Genomic DNA, 20,167 nt, shown 5'->3' with positions numbered 1-20,167 from the left:
CCGCACGCGTACTGCCATGAACGGCGGCGGCTCACACCGAGCACTTCCCATCACGGCCGGGACAACGCGACGTCCGGGCAGCGGCATCCGGCAACCGCTGCCCGGGAGTCCGCGTCGGACCGCTCGGGCCGGGTGGCGTCAGAGCCGGATCTTCCAGCTGGTGGTGGACTTCAGCGTTCCGGCGATTTTCGGGTCTCGCGCCGAAGGCGTACGGTCCTCGGCGGTGATCGACAACTTGTGCGTGCGCAGGTCGAGCAGCCTTAGGGCCAGGTCCGACACCCGCACCTGAGTACGGCCCGCGAAGGGCTTCAACTCCCTGCCGTCCAGATACCAGCGGATCCTGAGCTGACGCCCGTCCGCACCCGTCAGCCGGGGTACGGCGGCCTTCGCGGTGTCTCCCAGCCGGAGGGTGCGATCGGTGGGGGTGACCGCGGTGACGATCCGCGCATGGCGGTAGAAGCCGGCGATCATCGCCTCGACACCGGGCAGGTTGAAGGGCTTGCCGAGAGAACGCATCAGGGAGTTGTCGGTGGGCCGGTACAGCCCCGTGACGAAGTAGCCCCCGCCCTCGTATGTGCCGACCGTGCCGCCGTCGGGCGACTCCTCGCCGAGCCAGCGGTGCCACTTGGCTCGCTGCCCGGCCATGTCCCCGGCGGCCAGTGTGGAGATATTGGCTTCGTCGGGCTCGGGGCCCGTGTACTCCTCGTAGCCCGGGTAGCCGGCGTAGGAGTACTCGTCGGCGAGCTTGCCCAGCGAGTGGCCGGTCTCGTGGATGGCGACCTGGCCGGACTTCTCGTTGCCCGCCGAGGCGGTCGAGATGCCCTCGTAGCCGAGGGTCGCGCTCGGCTCGTTGTAGCCCGCGCCACCGTATTTGGCGCTGTTGGCGAGAACGAGCACCAAGTCGGCCTCCGGCGCTTTCGCCACGTACCCGTCGACCTTGTCCTGGTCGATGCACAGCAGTCGCTCGATGTCGTCGCACCAGAAATACGAGCCCAGGGCGGTGTCCCGGACGACGGACGGACTTGGGTCGCCCGAGACGCCGGACTGGTTCGACACGGCATCGACCGCCCAGACATTGAAGAGGCCCTGGTACGTCGTGTACGGCTCGACGGCCGCGACCTCGGCCCATTTCTCCTTGGCGTCGGTGTGGAACTGGCCCAGCTCTGCGGCGGTATAGCCGTCCCCGACGATGACGATGTCCAGCCGGTCGGCGGTGGAGCCGTTGTCCACCAGCTTGGTGACCTCGCCGTCGGCGGCTTCCTCGGCCGCCGAGAGCCGGGGCGCGGGCCGGCTGCGGCCGTCGGCCGGTACGCGCGTGTGGCCGGATCCGGCGGCTGTGCCGCGTTCCGGCCCGGGTATCTCGACCTCCACCCCGGCCCTGCCGGGCGGCTCCGGATCCGCGGCCGCGCTGCCGGGTGCGGCGGCCAGTACGGCCGCGAGGGCCGCGGCCACGCCGACCGCCGCCATAACTCTGCGCCGTGCTGAACGCATGAAATCCTCCCCCTGATGCGGAAGTTAAGTAGCTGAGTAAACGCAATGAACGACGTGCTTAAACTAGGCGGGAGTGCAGGACGTGCGCAATCCCTACTGCCCCTGAATACTGGGGAGTTCGAGAACCAGGGGGTCCCCATGGACGAACCGGTCGAAATCGGCCGCCGGGTGCAGCGACTGCGTAACCAACGCGGCCTGACACAGCGGCAGTTGGCTGATCCCTCATACACCCCCGCGTACATCTCGACACTGGAGTCCGGCAAGGTCCGGCCCTCCGAGACCGCGCTGCGCTTCCTCGCGGAGCGGCTCGGCACGTCGTTCGAGGAGCTGGCCACGGGACGCCCCGCACATCTGGCCACCGAGCTGCGGCTCGCCCTCACCGACGCCCAGCAGCAGCTCGCCACCGGCTCCGCCGACGAGGCTGCCGTCAGCTACCGTCGTCTCCTCACCGACGCGGAACACCTCGACCTCGCTCCCGAGCAGGCCGAGGCGCTGCTCGGACTCGGGGACTGCGCGCTGGAAACCGGTGAACTGGCCAACGCAGGACGTCACTTCGAGGCGGCGGAGCGGCTCCTGGCCGGTGAACCGCTGCCCCGTCGCGCCCGCGCGATCCGGGGCCGCGCCATCGCGCACCTCCTGGCCGGGGAGCTGCGCTACGCCTGCTATCTCCTCGAGTCCACCATCGCCGAGCTGGGCGCAAGCGGACTGGCCGATCCCGAGGCGCTGGTACTGCTGTACGCCGCTGTCATCGGCCCATACATCGACATGGGCGCCCACGCCCGCGCCGCGCACGCCGCCGAACTCGCCCTGGCCCTGGCGCCGCAGGTCAACGACCCGGCACTGGTGGCGAGCATGCACCGGCAGGTGGCCCGTACGTTCCTCGCCGAAGGACGCACGGCCGACGCCGACGCCTCGCTCGCCAAGGCCCAGACGATCTACCGGCAGCTGAGGCTGCGGACGGATCTCGCGCACTGCCACTGGATGCGCGGCTACGTCCAGGCGCAGAACGGCGAACTCGACTTGGCCGAAAAGGAGCTGCGCACCGCCCGGGACATGCTGGCCGCCAAGCGTGCTGTGCTCTACACCGCCCAGGTGGAGGTGGAGCTGGCCGATGTACTGCGGCGGCTCGGGCGGCACGACGAGGCGGCCGGCCTGCTCTCGGCGCTACTGGAACTCGGCGACCAGCACGGCGCGGTGCACGCGGGCGGCGCGCACCGGCTGCTCGGGCTGATCGCCGAGGAGCGGGGGGAGGCCGAGGCCGCCGAGGAGCACTACGTCCTGGCGCTGGCCCTGCTGGAGCGCAGCGGGGCCAGCGGTGACCTGGCCGACCTGTGCCGTCTGCTGGGCGACCTACTGCGCCGCAGCGGCCGCACCGAAGCCGCTCTGGACGCGTACCGCACGGGACTGGGCCACCGGGCAGCCCCCGGCACGACAACCCTGGGACCGGCCCCGGCGGCTCCGACAATCCCGTAGCGCCGAGTGCAGTCCACGACCGCTCGTATGCACCCGCAACTCCTGCTCCACGTCACCCTCCGCCGCCCTCCAGGGGTTCACGCGCGTAACGGGCCACCCCCGCATCGCGCAGGCGGCGGGCGCGTAACACCAGCTCCAGCTTGAAGCGCCGGTCCGGATCGTCCACCTCGTCGCCCAGCAGTGCGCGGATCTGGCGTAATCGGTAGCGCACGGTCTGCGGATGGACGCCGAGTCGTGCCGCGACCTCGGGGGCGCCGCCACGTGTCTCCAGCCAGGCGAGCAGCGTCTCGACCAGTCGTCGGCTGTGTGCCGGGGCGCACTGGTCGAGCGGCGCCAGGCAGCGACGGGCCAGGTCCTCGATCAGTTCCTCGGGCGGCAGCAGGACCAGCGCCTCGGTGTGCTCCGTGCACTGCAGGACCTGGCCGGCCGGGAGCAGCCCGCGTTCCATCAGGCGTACGGCGGCGCAGGCCCAGTGCAGCGATTTGGCCGCCTCGGCGAGCGGAACCGGCGGTCCCATCGCGCCGGACCAGCCCGTCATCGCGCGCTCCAGCAGTTCCGGCCGGCCTGCCGCGTCCGGCTCGGGGACGACCATGCGCGGCTGCTCGTACTCCATGTCCAGCAGCACGTCCTGCCCCACGGCCGGGGCGACGGACTCCGGGGCCGGTCGCAGCAGTACTCCGACGGCGACCTGTTCGGGCAGTGGCCAGCCGATGCGCTCGGCATACTCGGCGAGGGCATCGGCGGGCTTGGTGCGGTGCTCACTGAGCAGCAGGCTGATCAACCGCTGCTGCAGCCGCAGCCGTTCGCCGGCCTGGCGAGCGGCGGCCTCGACGTAGCCGCGTACGGACTGTGCGACGAGCCCGTCGAGATACTCGAATCCCGACTCCACCAGCTCGTACATGGCGGGCGGCGGGATCTCGACCTGCTGACCGATCTCGGCGAGGCGACGCCACGCGAGCCGCACGCCGAGCCGGTAGATGGCCTGGAGCGAGTCCAGGCTGCGGCCGTGCAGCACTTCGCCGCGGCCGAACTCCTGGAAGACCTCCAGCTGACGCCCGTACGGCCGGCCCTCCTCCACCACGAGGTGGTCCACGAAGTCCTCCAACGCCCTGCGGATGCCGATCAGCGCCATGGGCTCACCCGAGTCGTCGACGACGAGCGGCAGGCCGGGGAACTCCTTGCGGATCTCCACCAGGATGACCTGGGCGAGTGCGGGCACCTCGGCCATGGCCAGGGCTGCGAATCTACGTGCCCGCAGGCGGGGAACGTCCCGCCAGGCCGTGCGCACGAGCATGGCTTCCTCCCTCGCTGCTGGTCGGCTACGGCTGCGGGGATGCTGTCGGCCGACCCGTCTCGAACGAGACGAGGGGCACATTGGGCTGCTCGGGCGTGGCGTTCAGGGCGGCAACGATGCCGAAGGCAGCCCCCATGGCGAGGACGGCGGCGGCCATGGCGGTCAGCACGGCAGCGGTGAGTCTGTGCATGGTCCAGCGAGCCTTTCGGTCGGAAGGCACCCCGCCCCACGGCCCCGGCTCGGCGATTGCCCAGTCTGTGAGGGGCATTGACACCCCGTCAAGAGGGCGCTTACGGTCCCGGCCCGTACAGACGCGCACCGTCCTGAATCCACCATCGGCCCGGGAGTGCCCCCCATGCGTCGTACCGCTTCGCCGTTGTCGCTGGTCCTGTTGGGTGTCGGCGTCTTTCTGCTCGTACTGGCTCCGATGCTCGCCCGGTACGTGGAACCACGCGCCGAACGCACCCCGACCGATGTCGATGTCACCACGGTGTTCACCGGCACCGGCGAGTATTTCGACACCAACAACGTCAGACCCGTCCGGGACAAACCGATCACCATCACCCGGCGGGTGCTGGGCGATGTCGCCGCGAGCGAGCGCAGCGGGCGGGCGGTGTGGGACGTGTCCACAGCCATCGACACGCCGGACACGCTGGCCTTCCGCGACCCGCGCAGGTCCTACCAGTGGACGCTGGAGCGCTGGGTGACCGACCGCAGGACCAACGCTCCGGTGCACTGCTGCGGGGAGACGCCGGAGTATCAGGGCGAGGCCTACCTCAAGTTCCCCTTCGACGTGCAGAAGCGCGGTTACCTCTGGTGGGACAACACGCTCGGAGCCACTGTGCGGTTGGAGTTCAAGGGCACCAAGAAGGTCGCGGGCTACGAGGGCTATCGCTTCACCGGATCCGTGAAGGACACGCGGACCGGCACCCGCCAGGTGCCGGGGCGGCTGGTCGGCCTGCCGAAGCGGAGCCAGGTCCATGCCGAGGAGTGGTACGCCAACAAGGGCATCGAGCTCGTCGTCGACCGGCGGACCGGCCGCATCATGAACGCGAGGATCGCTCCCCGCAAGACACTGCGCGCCCCCGGTGCCGATGAGGCGAAGGTGGTCCTGCTGGACAGCGCGGGGCTGGAGTTCACCCCGGACACCCAGCGCGAGATGGTGGCGCTGGCGAAGTCGGACAGCGGCAGACTGCGGGCGCTGGGTGACATCGCGCCGATCGGCGCAGGAGCGGCCGGGCTCGTGCTGGCAGCCGCCGGTGTCGTACTCGTCGCGCGCGGCAGGGAACGCCCGAATCCCTAGTAATGCGCACAATGTGACGCAACGTCAGCTCCACAGCAGGCCAAATTTGTCACCGCCGTGAGTAGCGGCATCGAACAGCCGGGCGGACACTACCAACCCCACCCCACCCCGCCCCAGGCCGCTCGTGCCCCCAACGCCCCCCACCGTCCCGCACCTCAAGGCGAGTTGGAGCTCGAATGCCCCAGCACGTACCCCCCATGTTGCGCGCGCCACTCCCCCACCACCGGCCGAAGTCTCCGCAGCACGACCCTTCTTCCGGCCCTCCTCCGCATCCGCGCCGGATCGTCTTCCTCGCCCGCCGCGACCTCGGCAACCCGGCCGCCGGCGGCTCCGAACTGCTCATCGACCGTATCGCCGACGGGCTCACCGCCCACGGCCACCAGGTCACGCTCCTGTGCGGCGGTCCCGCCGCCTTCCGCGACTACCGCGTGGTCTCGGCCGGCGGGGACGCCGGACACTTCCTGCGCGCCCGCCGCGCCTTCGAACGGCAGGTCGGTGACTGCGACCTGTTCGTCGAGGTGTGCAACGGCATGCCGTACCTCGCCCCGCTGTGGCACCGCGGACCTACGCTCTGCCTGGTCAACCATGTCCACACCGACATCTGGACCGAGCGTTTCCCCGGCCCCGCCGCCCGGCTCGGCAGACGGCTCGAGCGCTGGGCACTGACCCGCGCCCACAGCGGCAATCTGCTGGTCGCCGTCTCACCTTCCACGGCCGACGCGCTCCAGGGCCTCGGTGTCCCGCGCGAGCGGATCCGGCTCGTCCACAACGGTGTCGAGGATCCGGGCCCGCTCGCCCCCAGATCGGCAGAGCCGCTGTTCCTCGCCGTGGGACGCCTCGTCGAGTACAAGCGGATCGAGCTGTTGCTGCGTCTGTGGGAGAGGGTCAGACCGGTCACCGGAGGCCGGCTCGTCATCGTCGGTGACGGGCCGGAACGCGCCCGGCTCGAGGCTCTCGCCGGGCCCGGCGTGACCTTCACCGGCCGGGTCTCGGAGGCCGAGAAGCACCGGCTGCTGTGCGCGGCCTGGGTGTTGCTGCACCCCTCGCTGGTCGAGGGCTGGGGGCTGGTGGTGACCGAGGCGGCGGCCCGGTCCACGCCAGCCATCGGCTTCGACGTGCCCGGACTCAGAGACTCGATCGACGACGGCGTCACCGGCGTGCTGGCCCGCGGCGAGAGCTCGTTCGCCGCGGCCTGGTGCACGCTGGCGCTCAGCCCCGAGCGGCGCGAGGCGCTCGGCCGGGCGGCCGGGCAGCGGGCGGCGCACTTCCGCTGGGGCGCCACGGTCCGGCAGTTCCGGGCGGCGGCCGCGGAGGCCGCGCCGCGGCGGATGGACCGGCCGTGAAGGACCCCTCCATCCGCAGGTCTCTCACTCTCTTCCGGGCGTTCATGGGCGAGCAGTCCGACCCGGACCGGTGTTACACCCTGCTCGCCCATGACGCGGCCGACCAACTCGAGCGGCAGATGCCCCTGCGCGACCGGCTGGTGGTGGATGTGGGCGGCGGACGCGGCCACTTCACCGAGGAGTTCCGGCGGCGCGGAGCACAGAGCTTTCTCTTCGAGCCCGACCTGCGGGAACTGGGCGCACGGGGCATCCTCCCCGCGGGCTCGGTGGTCGCCGACGGCTATCTGCTGCCGCTGGCCGACGGCGTCGCCGACATCTGCTTCTCCTCCAATGTGCTGGAACACGTCGCCGACCCGCAGACCTTCCTCAGCGAACTGATCCGCGTCACCCGGCCGGGCGGGCTGATCTACGTCTCGTTCACCAACTGGCTCTCCCCCTGGGGCGGTCACGAGTGGGCACCCTGGCACTACCTGGGCGCGGACCGCGCCCGCGCCCGGTACCTGAGACGGACCGGGCGCCCCGCCAAGCACGCCCTCGGCGAGAACCTGTTCGTGATCCACATCGGTCCGACCCTGCGTCAGGTACGCGCCCGCGACGACGTGTCCCTCATAACGGCCCGCTCGCGGTACTGGCCGTTCCTCGCACAGGCCGTCACCCGCGTCCCGGGCCTGCGCGAGATCGCCACCTGGAACCTCCTCCTCATCCTCCGGCGCCGAACAGAAACGGCAGCAGCGATGGACAGCCCACTGCGAGCCACCCGTGGCTGAGACGACGTTGACCCTCCCCCCGAGCCGGCCCGGCCGGCCCCGGCCCACCGTGCCGCCCCCGCCGCCGGGCGGCGGGCCGCGCCGCAGATCGTGGCTGCTGGCCTTCTGGGCTGCGGTCCTCGTCGCGTTCCTCTCCGTGTCACCGGGCAGGATGACGTTCGAGACCAAGCTCGGAGTGGTCGCCGACCCATGGAGGTTCATCGGCGACCTCGGGGAGCTGTGGCAGAGCCGCGCCGGATTCGGCGGGCTCGCCAACCAGTACGCGGGATACGCCTTCCCGACCCTCCCGTACTACGCACTCACCGACCTCGCGCACATCCCGGTGTGGCTGGCCGAGCGGCTGTGGCTCTCGCTGATCGTGGCCACCGCGTTCTGGGGCGCCCTGCGGCTCGCCGAGCGCCTGGTCATCGGCAGCGCACGGACCCGGCTGCTGGGCGCCGTCGGCTACGCGCTGTGGCCCACCTACACCATCGTCGTCGGCTCCACATCGGCGGCCGCGCTCCCCGGCGCGCTGCTCCCGTGGGTACTGCTGCCGCTCACCGGGACCCGCACCCCACGGGTGGCCGCGGCCACGTCCGCGTTGCTCATCCCCTTCATGGGCGGAGTCAACGCGGCATCGACGCTCGCCGCACTGCTGCCCGTAGGGCTCTATCTGCTCAGCCGCCCGGCAGGTCCTCGCAAGCGTGCCCTGATCGCCTGGTGGGTTCCCGGCGTGGTGCTCGCCACCGCCTGGTGGGTGGTCCCACTGCTGCTGCTCGGCGTCTACGGGGACGACTTCATGCCGTACGTGGAACAGGCCGACACCACCACCGGCACGATGTCGGCGACCGAACTGCTGCGCGGCGCCGGCAACTGGGTCGCCTACCTCCACTTCGGCGAAGCCTGGCTGCCCGCCGGCTGGACCGTGGCGACCGCGACGATCACCATCCTCTGCTCGGCGCTCGCCGCCGCGCTGGGGCTCGCGGGCCTGGCCCGGCGCGATCTGCCCGAGCGCCGCTGGCTGCTGCTCACCGTGCTGGCTGTCGTCCTCATCGCCCTGGCCGGATACGCCGGTTCCCTCGGCGCCCCCTTCCACGACACGGTTCGGGACTGGCTGAACGGGCCGCTGCGGCCCTTCCGGAGCATCTACAAGTTCCAACCCGGGCTCGCTCTCGCCCTCGCCTTCGGGCTGATGCACCTGGTGGCGACGGCAAGCGCGAGCCACGGGGCCCGGCCGTTCCCCGCCCGGCGCCACGCCCCCCTCATCGCCGCGCTTCTGGTCCTGCCGGGCCTGGCCTGGCCGTATGTGAACGGGACGGTCCTGCAGCCGGGCGCCTTCAAGAAGCTGCCCGGCCAGTGGACGAAGGCCGCCGACTGGCTGGAGAAGAACTCCCCCGACAGCCGCGCTCTCGTCGTCCCCGCCACCGCCCACGGCCTCTACACCTGGGGCTCGCCCATCGACCAGCCCTTCGACGTACTCGCCGACACCCGCTGGGCGCAGCGCGACTTCGTGCCCTTCGGTACGCCCGGCTCGCGGCGTGCCATGGACGCGGTGGAGCAGGCACTCATGAGCGGCAGTGAAGTGCCGGGCCTGCGCGACTACTTGTCACGCGCCGGTCTCCATTTCGTCGTCGTACGCAACGATCTCGACCCGGACCAGATCGGATACGTCCCGCCGATCACCGTGAAACGCACCCTGGAAGCCTCCGGGTACCGGAGGGTCGCCGGATTCAACCCGGTACTCACCGGCGGCCGGATCCCCAGCGGGACACCGTTGCAGGTCCAGGGCATCTTCCCGCGGATGCAGGCTGTCGAGATCTACGAGCCCACCGGCAACACCCGGCGGCCAGGACAGGTCGACCTCCAGGCGGTCGCCGACACCGCCGTGGTCAGCGGCGGCCCCGAAGCGCTGCTGCAACTGTCCGCCGATCCGCGCCTGCGGAACAGGCCCACCGTGCTCACCGGGGACAACCACCCCGGGCTCGGCACACCCGCGGCGCAGTACGTCGTGGACGGGCTGCGCCGCGCCGACACCCGCTTCGGGCTGGTCAACAGCAACACCTCGTACACCTACACCGCGAACGAACGGAACCCCTCCGGGAGCCTGCAGGACCCGGGCGAGCGGCCGCGGCAGATCCTGCCGACGAAGGGCACCGGGCATCAGACGACGGCCGTCCTGCGGGGGGCCGCCTCGGTGACCGCATCCAGCAGCGGCAACTGGCTGTTCCATCTGCCGCAGTACGACCCCGTGAATGCCTTCGACGGCAACCCGGGGACCGCGTGGGCCGAGGGCAGTGCCGGAAACGCCGCAGGCCAGTGGCTCCGTATCGGCTTCTCCTCACCCACCGGCATTCCCGCCTCCCTGCAGCTCACTCCGCTGCCCGGCGACGGAATGCGGGCCGCCCCCACACTCGTACGGGTCGAGACCGACCAGGGCTTCGAGGAGAGCCCGCTGGCACCGAACGGAAACCCGCAGCCGGTCAAGGCGCCCGCGGGGCAGGCCAAATGGCTGAAGATCACCGTCCTGGCGGCCCAGTCCCCCAAGGCCGGACTGGGCGGCGCGGGCTTCAGCGAGGTCGCCGTCCCCGGCGTCCAGGTCACCCGGCTGCTCCGGCTTCCCACCGACGCGCACGACAACGAGGCCCGGGCCGAGGTCTTCTCGCTCCATCGCGGCAGTGACCCGGGCGGTCTCTCGCCGGTCTCGGCCGAGGAGGGCCTGCACCGCCGGTTCGGCGTCGGCCGGGGCGGAGACTTCGCCGTCACGGCCAAGGCGCTGCCGGTGCCTGGCGAGGCGCTGGACCGGCTCGTCACCGGCGCCGATCCGCGGCAGGGGCGGCGGATCACGGCGACCGCCGACTCGACCAGCCGGCTCGGGAACGGCCTCAGCCCGCGCAATCTCGTCGACGAGGACCTGACCACCGCATGGATCGCCGGCGACCGGCCGGTCATTCATCTCCGCTGGCCCGGCCGGAAGACCATCGACGAGATCGTCCTCGCGGCCGCGGGCGGACTCTCCACCCGGCCCGAGCAGATACTGATCAGCACCCCGAACGGCGCCGTGACGGCAGGTGTCGACGAGAACGGCCTGGCCCGCTTCGAGCCGATCACCACGGACCGGCTCGACATCACTATCAGCCGGGCCGCGCCGCTGACCGTCCACAACCCCGTCGCCGACAACCCGATGCAATTGCCGGTCGGCCTCAGCGAGGTCTACATTCCGGCACTCGCCGACCTGCGCACACCGCCGCCGGACTCGCGCTTGAGGTTCTCCGTGCCGTGCGGCGAGGGTCCGCCCCTCGCCGTCGACGGCACGCTGCACGCGACGAGCGCGTCGGGAACGGTGCGCGATCTGACCGAGCGCCGGCCCGTCGAGGTCACGCTCTGCCGTGCACCGGAGGGCACTCTTCCGCTGGGCCGAGGACTGCACCAGGTGGAGGCGGGCGACGAAGGTCCCCTCGCGCTCACCGACATCACACTGGCCCGCGGCGAGGTCCGCCCGCCCGCCATGAGCAAACAGCGGAAGGCGACCGTGGCCGACTGGCGCGGCGACCGGCGGTCCGTGACCGTCGGCGCGGGCGAGGCCGGCTACCTCCAGATGTACGAGAACGCCAACGACGGCTGGAAAGCCACCCTGAATGGCAAGAAGCTGATCCCGTTGCGGATCGACGGCTGGCAGCAGGCCTGGCTGATCCCCGCAGGCGCGGGCGGCACGGTCGAGCTCGAGTACGAACCCGTGCTGCTCTACGACATCGGGATGATCGGCGGCGCGGTGGCGGTGGCGCTACTGGCGGGTCTCGCGCTGGTACGCCGCCGGGGCGGCAACCCGGCCTCCGTGGCGATGACCCCACCGGCGCCCGGATGGGTTCTGGGCTGCGTCGCGCTGACCCTGGTGGTCGCGGTCGTGGCGGGTCCCTTCGCGCTGATCGTCCCCGCGCTGGCGGTAGTTGCCCGCCTGCGGCACTCCCTGCTGGTGCCGATCGCACTGGTGGCGATGGCCGGCGCCGGGATCGCGGCCGCGACCGGGGCGGGCGATCCGGTCTCCGCAGGCCGGGGCGCGTTCGGCCCGGCGGCCCAACTGCTGGCGCTCATCGCGCTGTGCGCGGCCGTGGTCACCGTGGACCGGCGAGTACGGGCGACGCCTGCCTCCGCGGCACCGGACCCGCAGCCCCTGCCCCAACGGGTGCGGTCCGCAAACGGCCCTGCCGGGCGCCCCGTTCCGGGCCCTGCGCCCCACGCTGAACCGCCCGGCAACGCGGCGCTCAACCCAAGGGAGGCTCCGCCGAGATGACCGCCCTGCAACCCGCCAGGCCCGGGCGGCCGCCCGAGCCCGCGCTGGACCGGATTCCGTTCCCGGTCGTCGACGAGATCTCCCGGCACTGCCTGCGCGAGGAGGAGCCCGAGACCGTACACATAGAGGTGCACCTGCCCCGGCAGCCGGATCCGGCGCGCCTTCGGGCCGCGTTCGACGAGGCCTTGCGCCGGCATCCGCGGATTCTGGTGCGCGAGGCACCCGGCCCCTGGTACCGGCGGCGCTACGAATGGGAGCTGACGGGTACCCCGGACGTGGATCCGGTCCGCTTCCCGGAGCCGGGGCCCGGTGCGCTGAAGCGGGCCAGGGCCAGAGCGCTGGCCGAGGCTCCGCCGCTGTCCGTTTCCCCACCTGTCCGGCTGGAGGTGGTGAGGCCGTCGTCGACGGGCAGTTCCTGTGTGCTGCTGTTGACGCTCAACCACACCGCCCTGGACGGGCCCGCGTGTCTGCGTGTGCTGGCCACTGCCGCCGAGTTGTACGGCGGCGCCGCCGTCTCCCCGACCTCCCCCGTACGCAATCCCGTCGGCTCGACGGGGCGGCCGGGGCCACCGCCGCCCGGCCGCGCGGGCGGGCCGGCCCGGCCCGCCCGTGTCGCACCGGCGACCAATGCCCGGGGGTCAGCCGGCGGAAACGGACTGCTGCTGGCCGAGCTGCCGGTGCCGCGCCGACCGGCCGGGGCCGGCTACACCGTCAACGACCAGCTCCTCGTCACCACCTGCCTGATGATCGCCCGCTGGAACCGGCTGCACGACGCCCCGCCCCGCCCGATGCGTATCACCATGCCCGTCGACGACCGGCCCCGCGGCGCCGAGATGCCGATCGGAAACGGCACCCGCCTCGTAGAGGTCGGATTCGGGGCGCAGGAGTGCGCGCCGGAGCCCGGCCCCGAGGCTCTCGCCGCCCTGCTGCACCGCACCGCGGAACGCACCCGCGCCCTGAAGTCTGCACCCCGCCCCCAACTCGGCCACGCCGCAGCCCTCCTCACCGCACCCGCCCTGCCCGTGGGGATGCGGGCCGCCCTGACCCGAGGCCTTCGGCGGGCTGCCGCTCCCTGGACCTCGACGACGCTGCTCAGCAACATCGGGCGCATTCCGTACCCGCTGGACTTCGCGGAGGCGGGCCGGGCGGAGGCCGTCTGGTTCTCGGCTCCTGCCGCGATGCCGCGCGGGCTGACCGTGACCACCGCCAGCACGGGAGGACGGCTGCATGTGGCGCTGCGCTGGTCGCGCGCTCTCCTCGACGACGCGGCAGGACAACGGCTGTGCGACTTCTTCACGGAGTATCTGGCCGTCATGGCGGCTCTGCCGGCCGATTCAGGAGGTGACGGGTCATGACGGGAACTCTCCCCGCGGGACTGCACGAGTTCTACGAGAACCCGGCCGTCCCCGTCGCCTCCGGAGATGAGCGCAGCCGGCGCCAGGCAGTGATGCTGGCCCGAGTGCTGCCCCCCGGGCCCTCCCTCGTCGTCGACGTCGGCTGCGGCGACGGCTCCGCGGCGGCCACCGCGGGTCCGCTCCTCGGCGATCACCGGATCGTCGGTATCGACTGGTCCCAGGACGCGCTGCGCCGGGCCGCCACCCGGATGAACCATGTCGTGCGGGGTGAACTGACGTCGGGCGGGCTGCCGTTGGTCGACGCGAGTGCCGACGCCGTGCTCTTCAGCGAGGTGATCGAGCATCTGGTGGATCCCGACAGCGCCATGGACGAACTGCGCCGCATCCTCAAACCGGGTGGCCATCTGATGCTCTCCACTCCGAACCTGGCCGCCTGGTACAACCGGGTGCTGCTGGCCGCGGGGGTGCAGCCCGTGTTCTCGGAGGTCAGCCTGCGCGGCATTCACGGCCGCCCGGGATCCCAGGTGGTGGGCCATCTACGCCTGTTCACCGCCCGCGCCCTGCGGGGATTCCTCACCGCCGCGGGCTTCGAGGTGGTCACCCTGACCGGCGCGCCCTTCCACGGTGTCCCGCGCCCCCTGCGCCCGGTCGACCGGGCCGCCTGTGCCGCGCCATCCCTGGCCTCCATCCTCCTGGTGCACGCCAGGCGGGTGTAGGGCCATGTGGTGGGGGGTGGCATCGGCTCTGCTGGCCAACGTCTTCTACAGCACAGGCTTCGTACTCGAGAAGCGGGCGCTGTCCCGCCTGCCGCGACTGAACACGGGACAGCCGGCCCGAGTCGTACGGCTGCTCATCGGCAGCCCGTTGTGGCTCGGCGGTTCGCTCGCGCTCGCCGCCGGCTTCGCGGCACAGCTGGCCGTCTACCGCACCCTTCCCATCGCGGCCGCGCAGGGCATCTTCGTCTCCGGTCTCGTGCTGCTGCTTCTGCTCTCCTCGGTCGTGCTGGGCGAGCGCCCCAGCGGCCGCGAGCGACGTGGCGTGGTCGTGATCACCCTCGCCCTGCTGATGGTCGTGGCCTCCCTCCAGCGCTCCGACGCCGTGGGCGGGCATGCCTCGGCCGGCCGTGTCCTGCTGATCTGCCTGCCCGCGCTCGCAGCGGGGCTGTGGCTGTACCGGTCCGTGGAACGCCGGACCCGCCGCCGTCACCGGCTGCCGACCGCGGGCGTCGAATACGGCGTCGCTGTCGGCCTGTTGTACGGCGTCAGCTCGCTCGCCATCAAGGGCGTCTCCGGTCATCTGACGACCCGCGGTATCGGAGACGCGGCCCTCGCCCTGCTGAGGTCCCCCTATCCGTACATCCTGCTCTTCACCTCGGTCACCGGCCTGATCCTGTCCCAGACCGCGCTGCAGCGCTGCCGGGCATCTCTGATCGTGCCCGTGTGCACCACCGTCACCTGTCTGTTCACGGCCGCGCTCGGCACTTTCGTCTTCGGCGAATCCCTGCCGGGAGACCCGCTGCGGCTCGCCCTGCGACTCGGCGGCACCGTACTCGCCGTCTCCGTCCTGCTGATGCTTCCGCGCCATGACGAACCCCCCACCCCGGCAAAGGAGTTGGCTCATGAAGCCTGACGATCCCCTGCTCCGGATCATCGCCTGCCCGATCGACAAGGGGCAGCTGACGCTGCTCCTGCCCGAGGAGTTCCTCTACAACCCGCGGCTGCATCGGCGCTATCCGATCATCGATGGAATACCGCAACTGCTGCCCTCCTCCGGTGCCCGGGTGCCCGACGAGGAGCACGAGCGGATCCTCAGACGAATCGGTCCCTGACATTCGCCGCCGACGGCGGCCATGCGCCTTCCTGAGTCGCCGACGACGGGTGGGGTGTGACCCCGCGGGCCTCATCCGCAGATGCTCCCTGCCCTCCTGGCCCGCGACAGTGGCAACGAGGCGGGAGCCACACACTGGCCCGTGAGATCGCCCGCTGGGCGGCAGCACTCGACTCCGTACACATCGAGGCCCAGGCCATCGGCTTCCTGGCCGGCGCCGACCCGACCACACCACCCGAGAATCACTCTTGACCGCCTCAGATGCCGCTTCACTCCTCGCCACCCAGGCGGTCAGCGCCGCCTGCCCGCCCGGCCGTCGCTCGACGCCACCGGGGACGGCGTGCGACTTCACCACGCGTGTGCTGCTCTTGATGGAGTGGAGACCCGCGGCACGGCCCGGGCCCGCCCGCCTGCGGGCCCGGCCCCACAGTGGTCTCCGCGCAGGAGCGGAGACGGGCTGTGAGAAGGAGGAGCCATGTCCCACACGACGAAAGCGTCCCGGCACGTGAGCGGCATGCGGAACGCTCGCTACGGCGAGATTCTTCTCATCTCGCCGGGCGAGGACGGTCATCTCAAGGCTGCCGTCTACAACACCTTCGGCCTCAACGACTGTCCGCCGGAGCAGTGGAACGCGCTCGACCCCCGTGCGCTGGCGGAACAATTCCAGGTGCCGATGGTTTTCCTGAACGGACCCCGCTTCTGGACGATCGACGAGGTCACGACGTTCCAGTGGGGAGACCCCACGATGTTCGACGGCCTGGAGGCCCGCTGGGTGGCCGAGCTCCGCATCCCCGCGGAGATCGACCTCACCGGGGCGACGGCCAGGAAGTTCTACGTCGATTCCACGGTGAAACGGGACACCGAGTACGTCCTGTCCAGCGGCAAACCGGTGCACGAGCTGATCGCCCCGGGCGACCGCACATACGTCCTACAGGCGTACTCCCACACCGTGGACGACAGCCAGACGATGGAAACTCTGGCCACGCTCGGCCGGCGGCTGCGACTCCCGCAAGGCTGGCGGTACCGGGTCCACACCCCGGAAAACGACCTTCTCGTGCGGACGGTCGAGGGAGATGCCCACGTCGTGCAGGACGAGCTGGAGAACACCTACATGCTCCTCGTCCACTGAGCTCGTCGCGTCCCAGCGCTATGCCGAGGTGGCCCACCTGCACTGCTGCCTGCGGCGTGCGGCAGGATGACAGGTCGCGCCGAGTGGACTCCGTACGCCGACGCGACCGCACAACCGCCCTCTCAGACTGCACAGGTGGCATGGTGACGACACATCACATCCGGCTCACAGCGGCAACCCCCGCCGTCCGCACTCTTCCCCGGTCAACGGGAGGAAAGCGGTGAACCGGGACCTCACCCTGCACGACGTGATCGTCGCCGGAATCGCGGTGGCCGCAGGCATCGCGGCCGCCCTGCTGCTGCTCGTGATCCTGAAATGGCTCGGCGAACGGGCCGGCAGAACCCGTTGGAGCGGCGACGACATCCTTGTTGACGCCCTTCGGGCACTGGCCCCCTGGGCAGCGATCACCGGCGGCGTGGCGGTCGCGGCGTCGGTGCTGCCACTGAACGCCAGGGTCGGACGCAACGTCACCATGACGCTCACCGCCGTGCTCATCATGGCCGCGACCCTCACGGCCGCGAGGATCGTCGCCGGGATGGTGCAGGCCGTGGCGCAGTCCAGGTCCGGTGTCGCCGGGTCGGCCACCATATTCGTGAACATCACGCGCGTCGTGGTGCTGGCAATGGGCTTCCTTGTCGTACTGGAGACCCTGGGCGTCTCCATCGCCCCGCTGCTCACCGCGCTGGGCGTGGGAGGTCTGGCAGTCGCCCTGGCCTTGCAGGACACTCTGGCCAACCTCTTCGCGGGAGTGCACATCCTCGCTTCCAGAACGGTGCAGCCCGGTGACTACATCAGGCTCAGCAGCGGCGAGGAGGGCTATGTCGTCGACATCAACTGGCGCAACACCGTGGTGCGCCAGCTCTCCAGCAACCTGGTGATCATCCCCAACACGAAGCTGTCCGGCACCAACATGACCAACTTCCACCGGCCGGACCAGCAGATGACGCTCAACGTCCAGGTGGGAGTCGGCTACGACAGCGACCTGGACCACGTCGAGCGGGTCACCACCGAGGTCGTCGAGAGCGTGATGGCGGACATCGCCGGTGCCGTACCCGACCATGAACCGGCGGTTCGCTTCCACACGTTCGGCGACTCCAGGATCGGCTTCACGGTGATCCTGGGGGTCGGCGAGTTCAGTGACCAGTACCGGATCAAGCACGAGTTCATCAAGCGTCTGCACCGCCGCTACCGTGCCGAGGGCATCAGCATCCCCGCTCCGACGCGGACCATTGCCGTGCAGCAGGGAGAGTTGCCGATTCCGCACCAGCGCTCCGCCGAGGAGCCGATGACCGCACCGACGCATCGGGTCCCCGCGGTGTGACGACCGGGGGCAGGACGCATTCCTGTCTCACCCGTCCATATGCGCGGCCGACCGTCACGCCTTGCTGAGCCGCACCACGTCCCCTGCCCTGCCGCCCGCGAGGACATCGATCCGGGCTCCGGTGTCCGGATCGGTGAAGGTCTGGCCGGGCGCGTATGCGGCCATGTCCAGCTGGGTGCAACCAGTGGGCGGAGTGCCGGTCGGGTTGGCGTTCATGACCCTGACCGGTCCCTCGCCGGTCTGTGCGGCGGAATCGACCTTGTAGATGAGGACGCCGGTGGAGCAGGCGCCCTGGTCGTTGCCCTCGGCGCGGCGGGATTCGGCGACGTACGCCGTGGTCTCGCCGGTGCGCAGTACGGCGATCTTGGTCCCGCCGGGGCGCTCCACCGGGGTCAGCCGTACCGTGCGGCGTCCCGGCCCTGGCAGGCAGGAGACCTGGTTGTCGCGGGTCCAGCCGAGCTTCCACGAGTGCCAGCCGAGGTACTGCGGGGCGGCTCCTGCGATGTTGCCCATGACGTCCCAGCCGCCGGCGTACTGGTGGGTGGAGCCGGTGAAGGAATACAGGTCCGGGAGGCCGAAGGTGTGACCGGTCTCGTGGGCGGCGACCTTGTATCCCCAGCGCCACATGTCCTGCCCGAAGGTGACCGCCCACTTGAGGCGGGTGCCGTCGGCGGTGACACCGGGCGTGGTCGGGTCGTAGAGGTAGGTCGGGGAGAAGGAGATCGCGGCCGCTGCCTTCGTGGGGACGACATAGACCATGTCGTACGCGGAGAGGTCCGCGTAGGGGTCGGCGGCGGTGATCGCGTCGCGGACGTACTTCTCGTGGGTCTCGAAGGTGAGGCCGCGCGCGAACCCGTACGAGGTGGAGTCCGCGGGCATCCGAATCCAACGGTGCAACGAGCTGATGGCGAGCCGGGAGCGGCCGTAGCCGGCTCTTCTCATCCAGTCGGCGGCCGGGGCGAGTTGGGCCGCGTACGCGTCCGTTGAGTCCGTGGCCTGTGCGTCGGGGAAGTCCACGAACAGGGTCAGGACGCGGTGGGTGCCGGTGGAGCGCTGGAACTGGGTCCGATCGGTGTTGTGGCCTTCGTCGGTCCAGCCGGTCTTGCCGGGAAGGGCACAATCAGCGGCCGGAGCGGGCGAATTGAGCGTTGTGGCAGCGGTGGCCGTGGTCGGGGCGGCGAGACAGGAGACGAGGGCGAATACCGCGGTGAGGGGCCGCAGGCGGGTCGGCAGGGCGGACATGTCTCTCCCATTGGGGGCAGTGGTGGCAGGCGGAAGCGGAGGGGAAGGACGGCAGAGGATGGGGTTACGCGCGGTCTGCGGCCAGGTCCATCAGGCGGGCCAGCACACGGCCGCCAGAGGCGGTGACGCCATCGTGCTCCCATTCATTGGTGATCCAGACGCGGGTGGCACCGACCTCGCACGCGGTGCGCAGGGAGAGTGCGGCGTCCACATACATGTCGTCGTGATAGACGACCGCGGCGAGGGGGACCTGATTGTCGGCGAGGCGGTGGGGGTCGTACAGCGGCGGCCAGTCGGCGCGTTCGGCCAGCAGGTCGGCGGCGTCCGCGAAGGGGCGCAGACCCGTGATGTCGCGGAACATCCACGGGTAGATCATTTCTCCGGTGAGGAGAAGGGGATCCGCGTCCTCGGCGAATTCGGGGAGGTCCGCGAGCGCCCGCGAGGCGGCCCAGCCGCTCGAAGCCGCGCCCTGACCGTAGAGCGTCTCCTGCATGACGGCGAACAGCGGATTGTCGGTGAAGCCGGTGAGAGCCATCGCCTGATGGAGGAAGGTGTCGGTCAACTCGCCATCTCCGTGCAGGGATTCGTCGAGCAGCCAGTGGAGCCGTTCGAAGCCGTCGCCCATGCCGAGGGCGAGTCCGAGGGTGCGCAGGCGGCGGGTGGTGAGGCGGTCTCCATTGGGCAGGTGGACCTCGGTGGTCGCGAGGAGATCGGCGATCTTGCGGAGGCGGGGGGCGTCGTCGGGGTAGCGGGCGTAGAAGTCGAGAACGCGGTCCCGCACCCGCGGGTAGGTGCGGGCGTACACGTCGTCGGCGGTGGCGGTGAGACCGGGCAGACCACCGGTCACGTAGCAGGCCCGCAGGCCCTCGGGTGCCTGGGAGAGGTAGGTGAGGGTGATGAAGCCGCCGTAGCTCTGGCCGAGTGTCTCCCAGGGCTGTCCACCGCAGAGCTGACGGCGAATCAGTTCTGCGTCGGCAACCACGGCGTCCGCACGGAAATGGCTGAGATACACGGCGAGTTGGGCGGGGGATGCGAAGCGGGCGGCGGACCGGGCCGTGACGGGGGTGGAGCGGCCGGTGCCGCGCTGGTCCAGCAGGAGCACCCGGTGGGTCTTGAGCGCCTGGGGCAGCCAGCTCGGTGAACCGGCCGACGGACGGGGTGATTTGCCGCCCGGGCCGCCCTGCAGATAGAGCAGCCAGGGAAGTCGCTCGTCGACGCGGGCCGGGTCGACGACCTCACGGGCGAAGACCTGGATGTCCGGCCCGTTGGGGGCGGAGTGGTCCAGGGGGACGGTGAAGACGTGGTCGACGGTCGCGTACGCGGGGTTCATGGATCCCTTTCACAGCCCAGGAGCT

At 70.9% G+C, this 20,167-nt stretch carries 16 protein-coding genes; 11 read left to right on the top strand and 5 right to left on the bottom strand.

Features of this window, described 5'->3' with window-relative positions; translation table 11 throughout:
• Positions 1–138: 138 nt before the first annotated feature.
• Positions 139–1,491: a M64 family metallopeptidase gene (locus ACFYXH_RS23295; RefSeq protein WP_389566080.1), complete on the bottom strand. Its 1,353-nt coding sequence runs from the start codon at positions 1,489–1,491 to the stop codon at positions 139–141.
• A gap of 138 nt (positions 1,492–1,629) precedes the next feature.
• On the opposite strand from ACFYXH_RS23295, the gene ACFYXH_RS23290 reads away from it, so the two are divergent.
• Positions 1,630–2,964: a helix-turn-helix domain-containing protein gene (locus ACFYXH_RS23290; protein WP_389566077.1), complete on the top strand. Its 1,335-nt coding sequence runs from the start codon at positions 1,630–1,632 to the stop codon at positions 2,962–2,964.
• Positions 2,965–3,016: 52 nt separating this feature from the next.
• Here ACFYXH_RS23290 and ACFYXH_RS23285 read toward each other — a convergent pair whose 3' ends face one another.
• A complete protein-coding gene (locus tag ACFYXH_RS23285) occupies positions 3,017–4,258 on the bottom strand; it encodes a PucR family transcriptional regulator (RefSeq protein WP_389566075.1) in 1,242 nt (413 codons plus the stop codon).
• A gap of 25 nt (positions 4,259–4,283) precedes the next feature.
• Positions 4,284–4,448 (bottom strand): hypothetical protein, encoded by a 165-nt coding sequence (locus ACFYXH_RS23280; protein ID WP_389566072.1) that lies wholly within the window; start codon positions 4,446–4,448, stop codon positions 4,284–4,286.
• Between the two features lie 165 nt (positions 4,449–4,613).
• Between ACFYXH_RS23280 and ACFYXH_RS23275 the strand changes: the two genes are divergently transcribed.
• The 10 genes from ACFYXH_RS23275 (at position 4,614) to ACFYXH_RS23230 (ending at position 17,570) form a co-directional block, all read left to right on the top strand.
• Positions 4,614–5,561 (top strand): DUF3068 domain-containing protein, encoded by a 948-nt coding sequence (locus ACFYXH_RS23275; RefSeq protein WP_389566070.1) that lies wholly within the window; start codon positions 4,614–4,616, stop codon positions 5,559–5,561.
• Between the two features lie 176 nt (positions 5,562–5,737).
• Positions 5,738–6,904 (top strand): glycosyltransferase family 4 protein, encoded by a 1,167-nt coding sequence (locus ACFYXH_RS23270; protein ID WP_389566068.1) that lies wholly within the window; start codon positions 5,738–5,740, stop codon positions 6,902–6,904.
• Positions 6,901–7,671 carry a class I SAM-dependent methyltransferase gene (locus tag ACFYXH_RS23265; RefSeq protein WP_389566065.1) on the top strand — a complete coding sequence of 257 codons (771 nt, stop codon included), beginning with the start codon at positions 6,901–6,903 and terminating at the stop codon, positions 7,669–7,671. The genes ACFYXH_RS23270 and ACFYXH_RS23265 overlap by 4 nt, the downstream gene beginning before the upstream one ends.
• 7 nt (positions 7,672–7,678) lie before the next feature.
• Positions 7,679–11,938: an alpha-(1->3)-arabinofuranosyltransferase family protein gene (locus tag ACFYXH_RS23260; RefSeq protein ID WP_389566063.1), complete on the top strand. Its 4,260-nt coding sequence runs from the start codon at positions 7,679–7,681 to the stop codon at positions 11,936–11,938.
• Entirely contained in the window at positions 11,935–13,293 is a 1,359-nt protein-coding gene (locus ACFYXH_RS23255; protein ID WP_389566060.1) for a condensation protein, read from the top strand. The genes ACFYXH_RS23260 and ACFYXH_RS23255 overlap by 4 nt, the downstream gene beginning before the upstream one ends.
• The gene (locus ACFYXH_RS23250) at positions 13,290–14,009 is read left to right on the top strand and encodes a class I SAM-dependent methyltransferase (RefSeq protein ID WP_389566057.1); all 720 of its coding nucleotides are present in this window, start codon (positions 13,290–13,292) and stop codon (positions 14,007–14,009) included. Before ACFYXH_RS23255 ends, ACFYXH_RS23250 begins: the two co-directional genes overlap by 4 nt.
• Before the next feature lie 4 nt (positions 14,010–14,013).
• Positions 14,014–14,922: a DMT family transporter gene (locus ACFYXH_RS23245; protein ID WP_389566054.1), complete on the top strand. Its 909-nt coding sequence runs from the start codon at positions 14,014–14,016 to the stop codon at positions 14,920–14,922.
• The gene (locus tag ACFYXH_RS23240) at positions 14,912–15,121 is read left to right on the top strand and encodes a Trm112 family protein (RefSeq protein WP_389566051.1); all 210 of its coding nucleotides are present in this window, start codon (positions 14,912–14,914) and stop codon (positions 15,119–15,121) included. The genes ACFYXH_RS23245 and ACFYXH_RS23240 overlap by 11 nt, the downstream gene beginning before the upstream one ends.
• 474 nt (positions 15,122–15,595) lie before the next feature.
• Entirely contained in the window at positions 15,596–16,249 is a 654-nt protein-coding gene (locus tag ACFYXH_RS23235; protein ID WP_389566048.1) for a hypothetical protein, read from the top strand.
• A 220-nt stretch (positions 16,250–16,469) separates the two neighbouring features.
• Positions 16,470–17,570: a mechanosensitive ion channel family protein gene (locus ACFYXH_RS23230; RefSeq protein ID WP_389566045.1), complete on the top strand. Its 1,101-nt coding sequence runs from the start codon at positions 16,470–16,472 to the stop codon at positions 17,568–17,570.
• A 54-nt stretch (positions 17,571–17,624) separates the two neighbouring features.
• Here the strand turns inward: ACFYXH_RS23230 and ACFYXH_RS23225 are convergent, their stop codons facing one another.
• Together ACFYXH_RS23225 and ACFYXH_RS23220 are read right to left on the bottom strand one after the other, a co-directional pair.
• Positions 17,625–18,812, bottom strand: coding sequence for a M6 family metalloprotease domain-containing protein (locus ACFYXH_RS23225; protein ID WP_389566042.1), 1,188 nt, complete (start codon positions 18,810–18,812; stop codon positions 17,625–17,627).
• Between the two features lie 64 nt (positions 18,813–18,876).
• Positions 18,877–20,142, bottom strand: coding sequence for an alpha/beta fold hydrolase (locus tag ACFYXH_RS23220; RefSeq protein WP_389566039.1), 1,266 nt, complete (start codon positions 20,140–20,142; stop codon positions 18,877–18,879).
• Between the last annotated feature and the right edge of the window lie 25 nt (positions 20,143–20,167).

Origin of the sequence: Streptomyces sp. NPDC002730 (genome assembly GCF_042888805.1) — a bacterium.
Taxonomy (GTDB): Bacteria; Actinomycetota; Actinomycetes; order Streptomycetales; family Streptomycetaceae; genus Streptomyces.
This window is presented reverse-complemented; position numbering and strand designations above follow the sequence as displayed.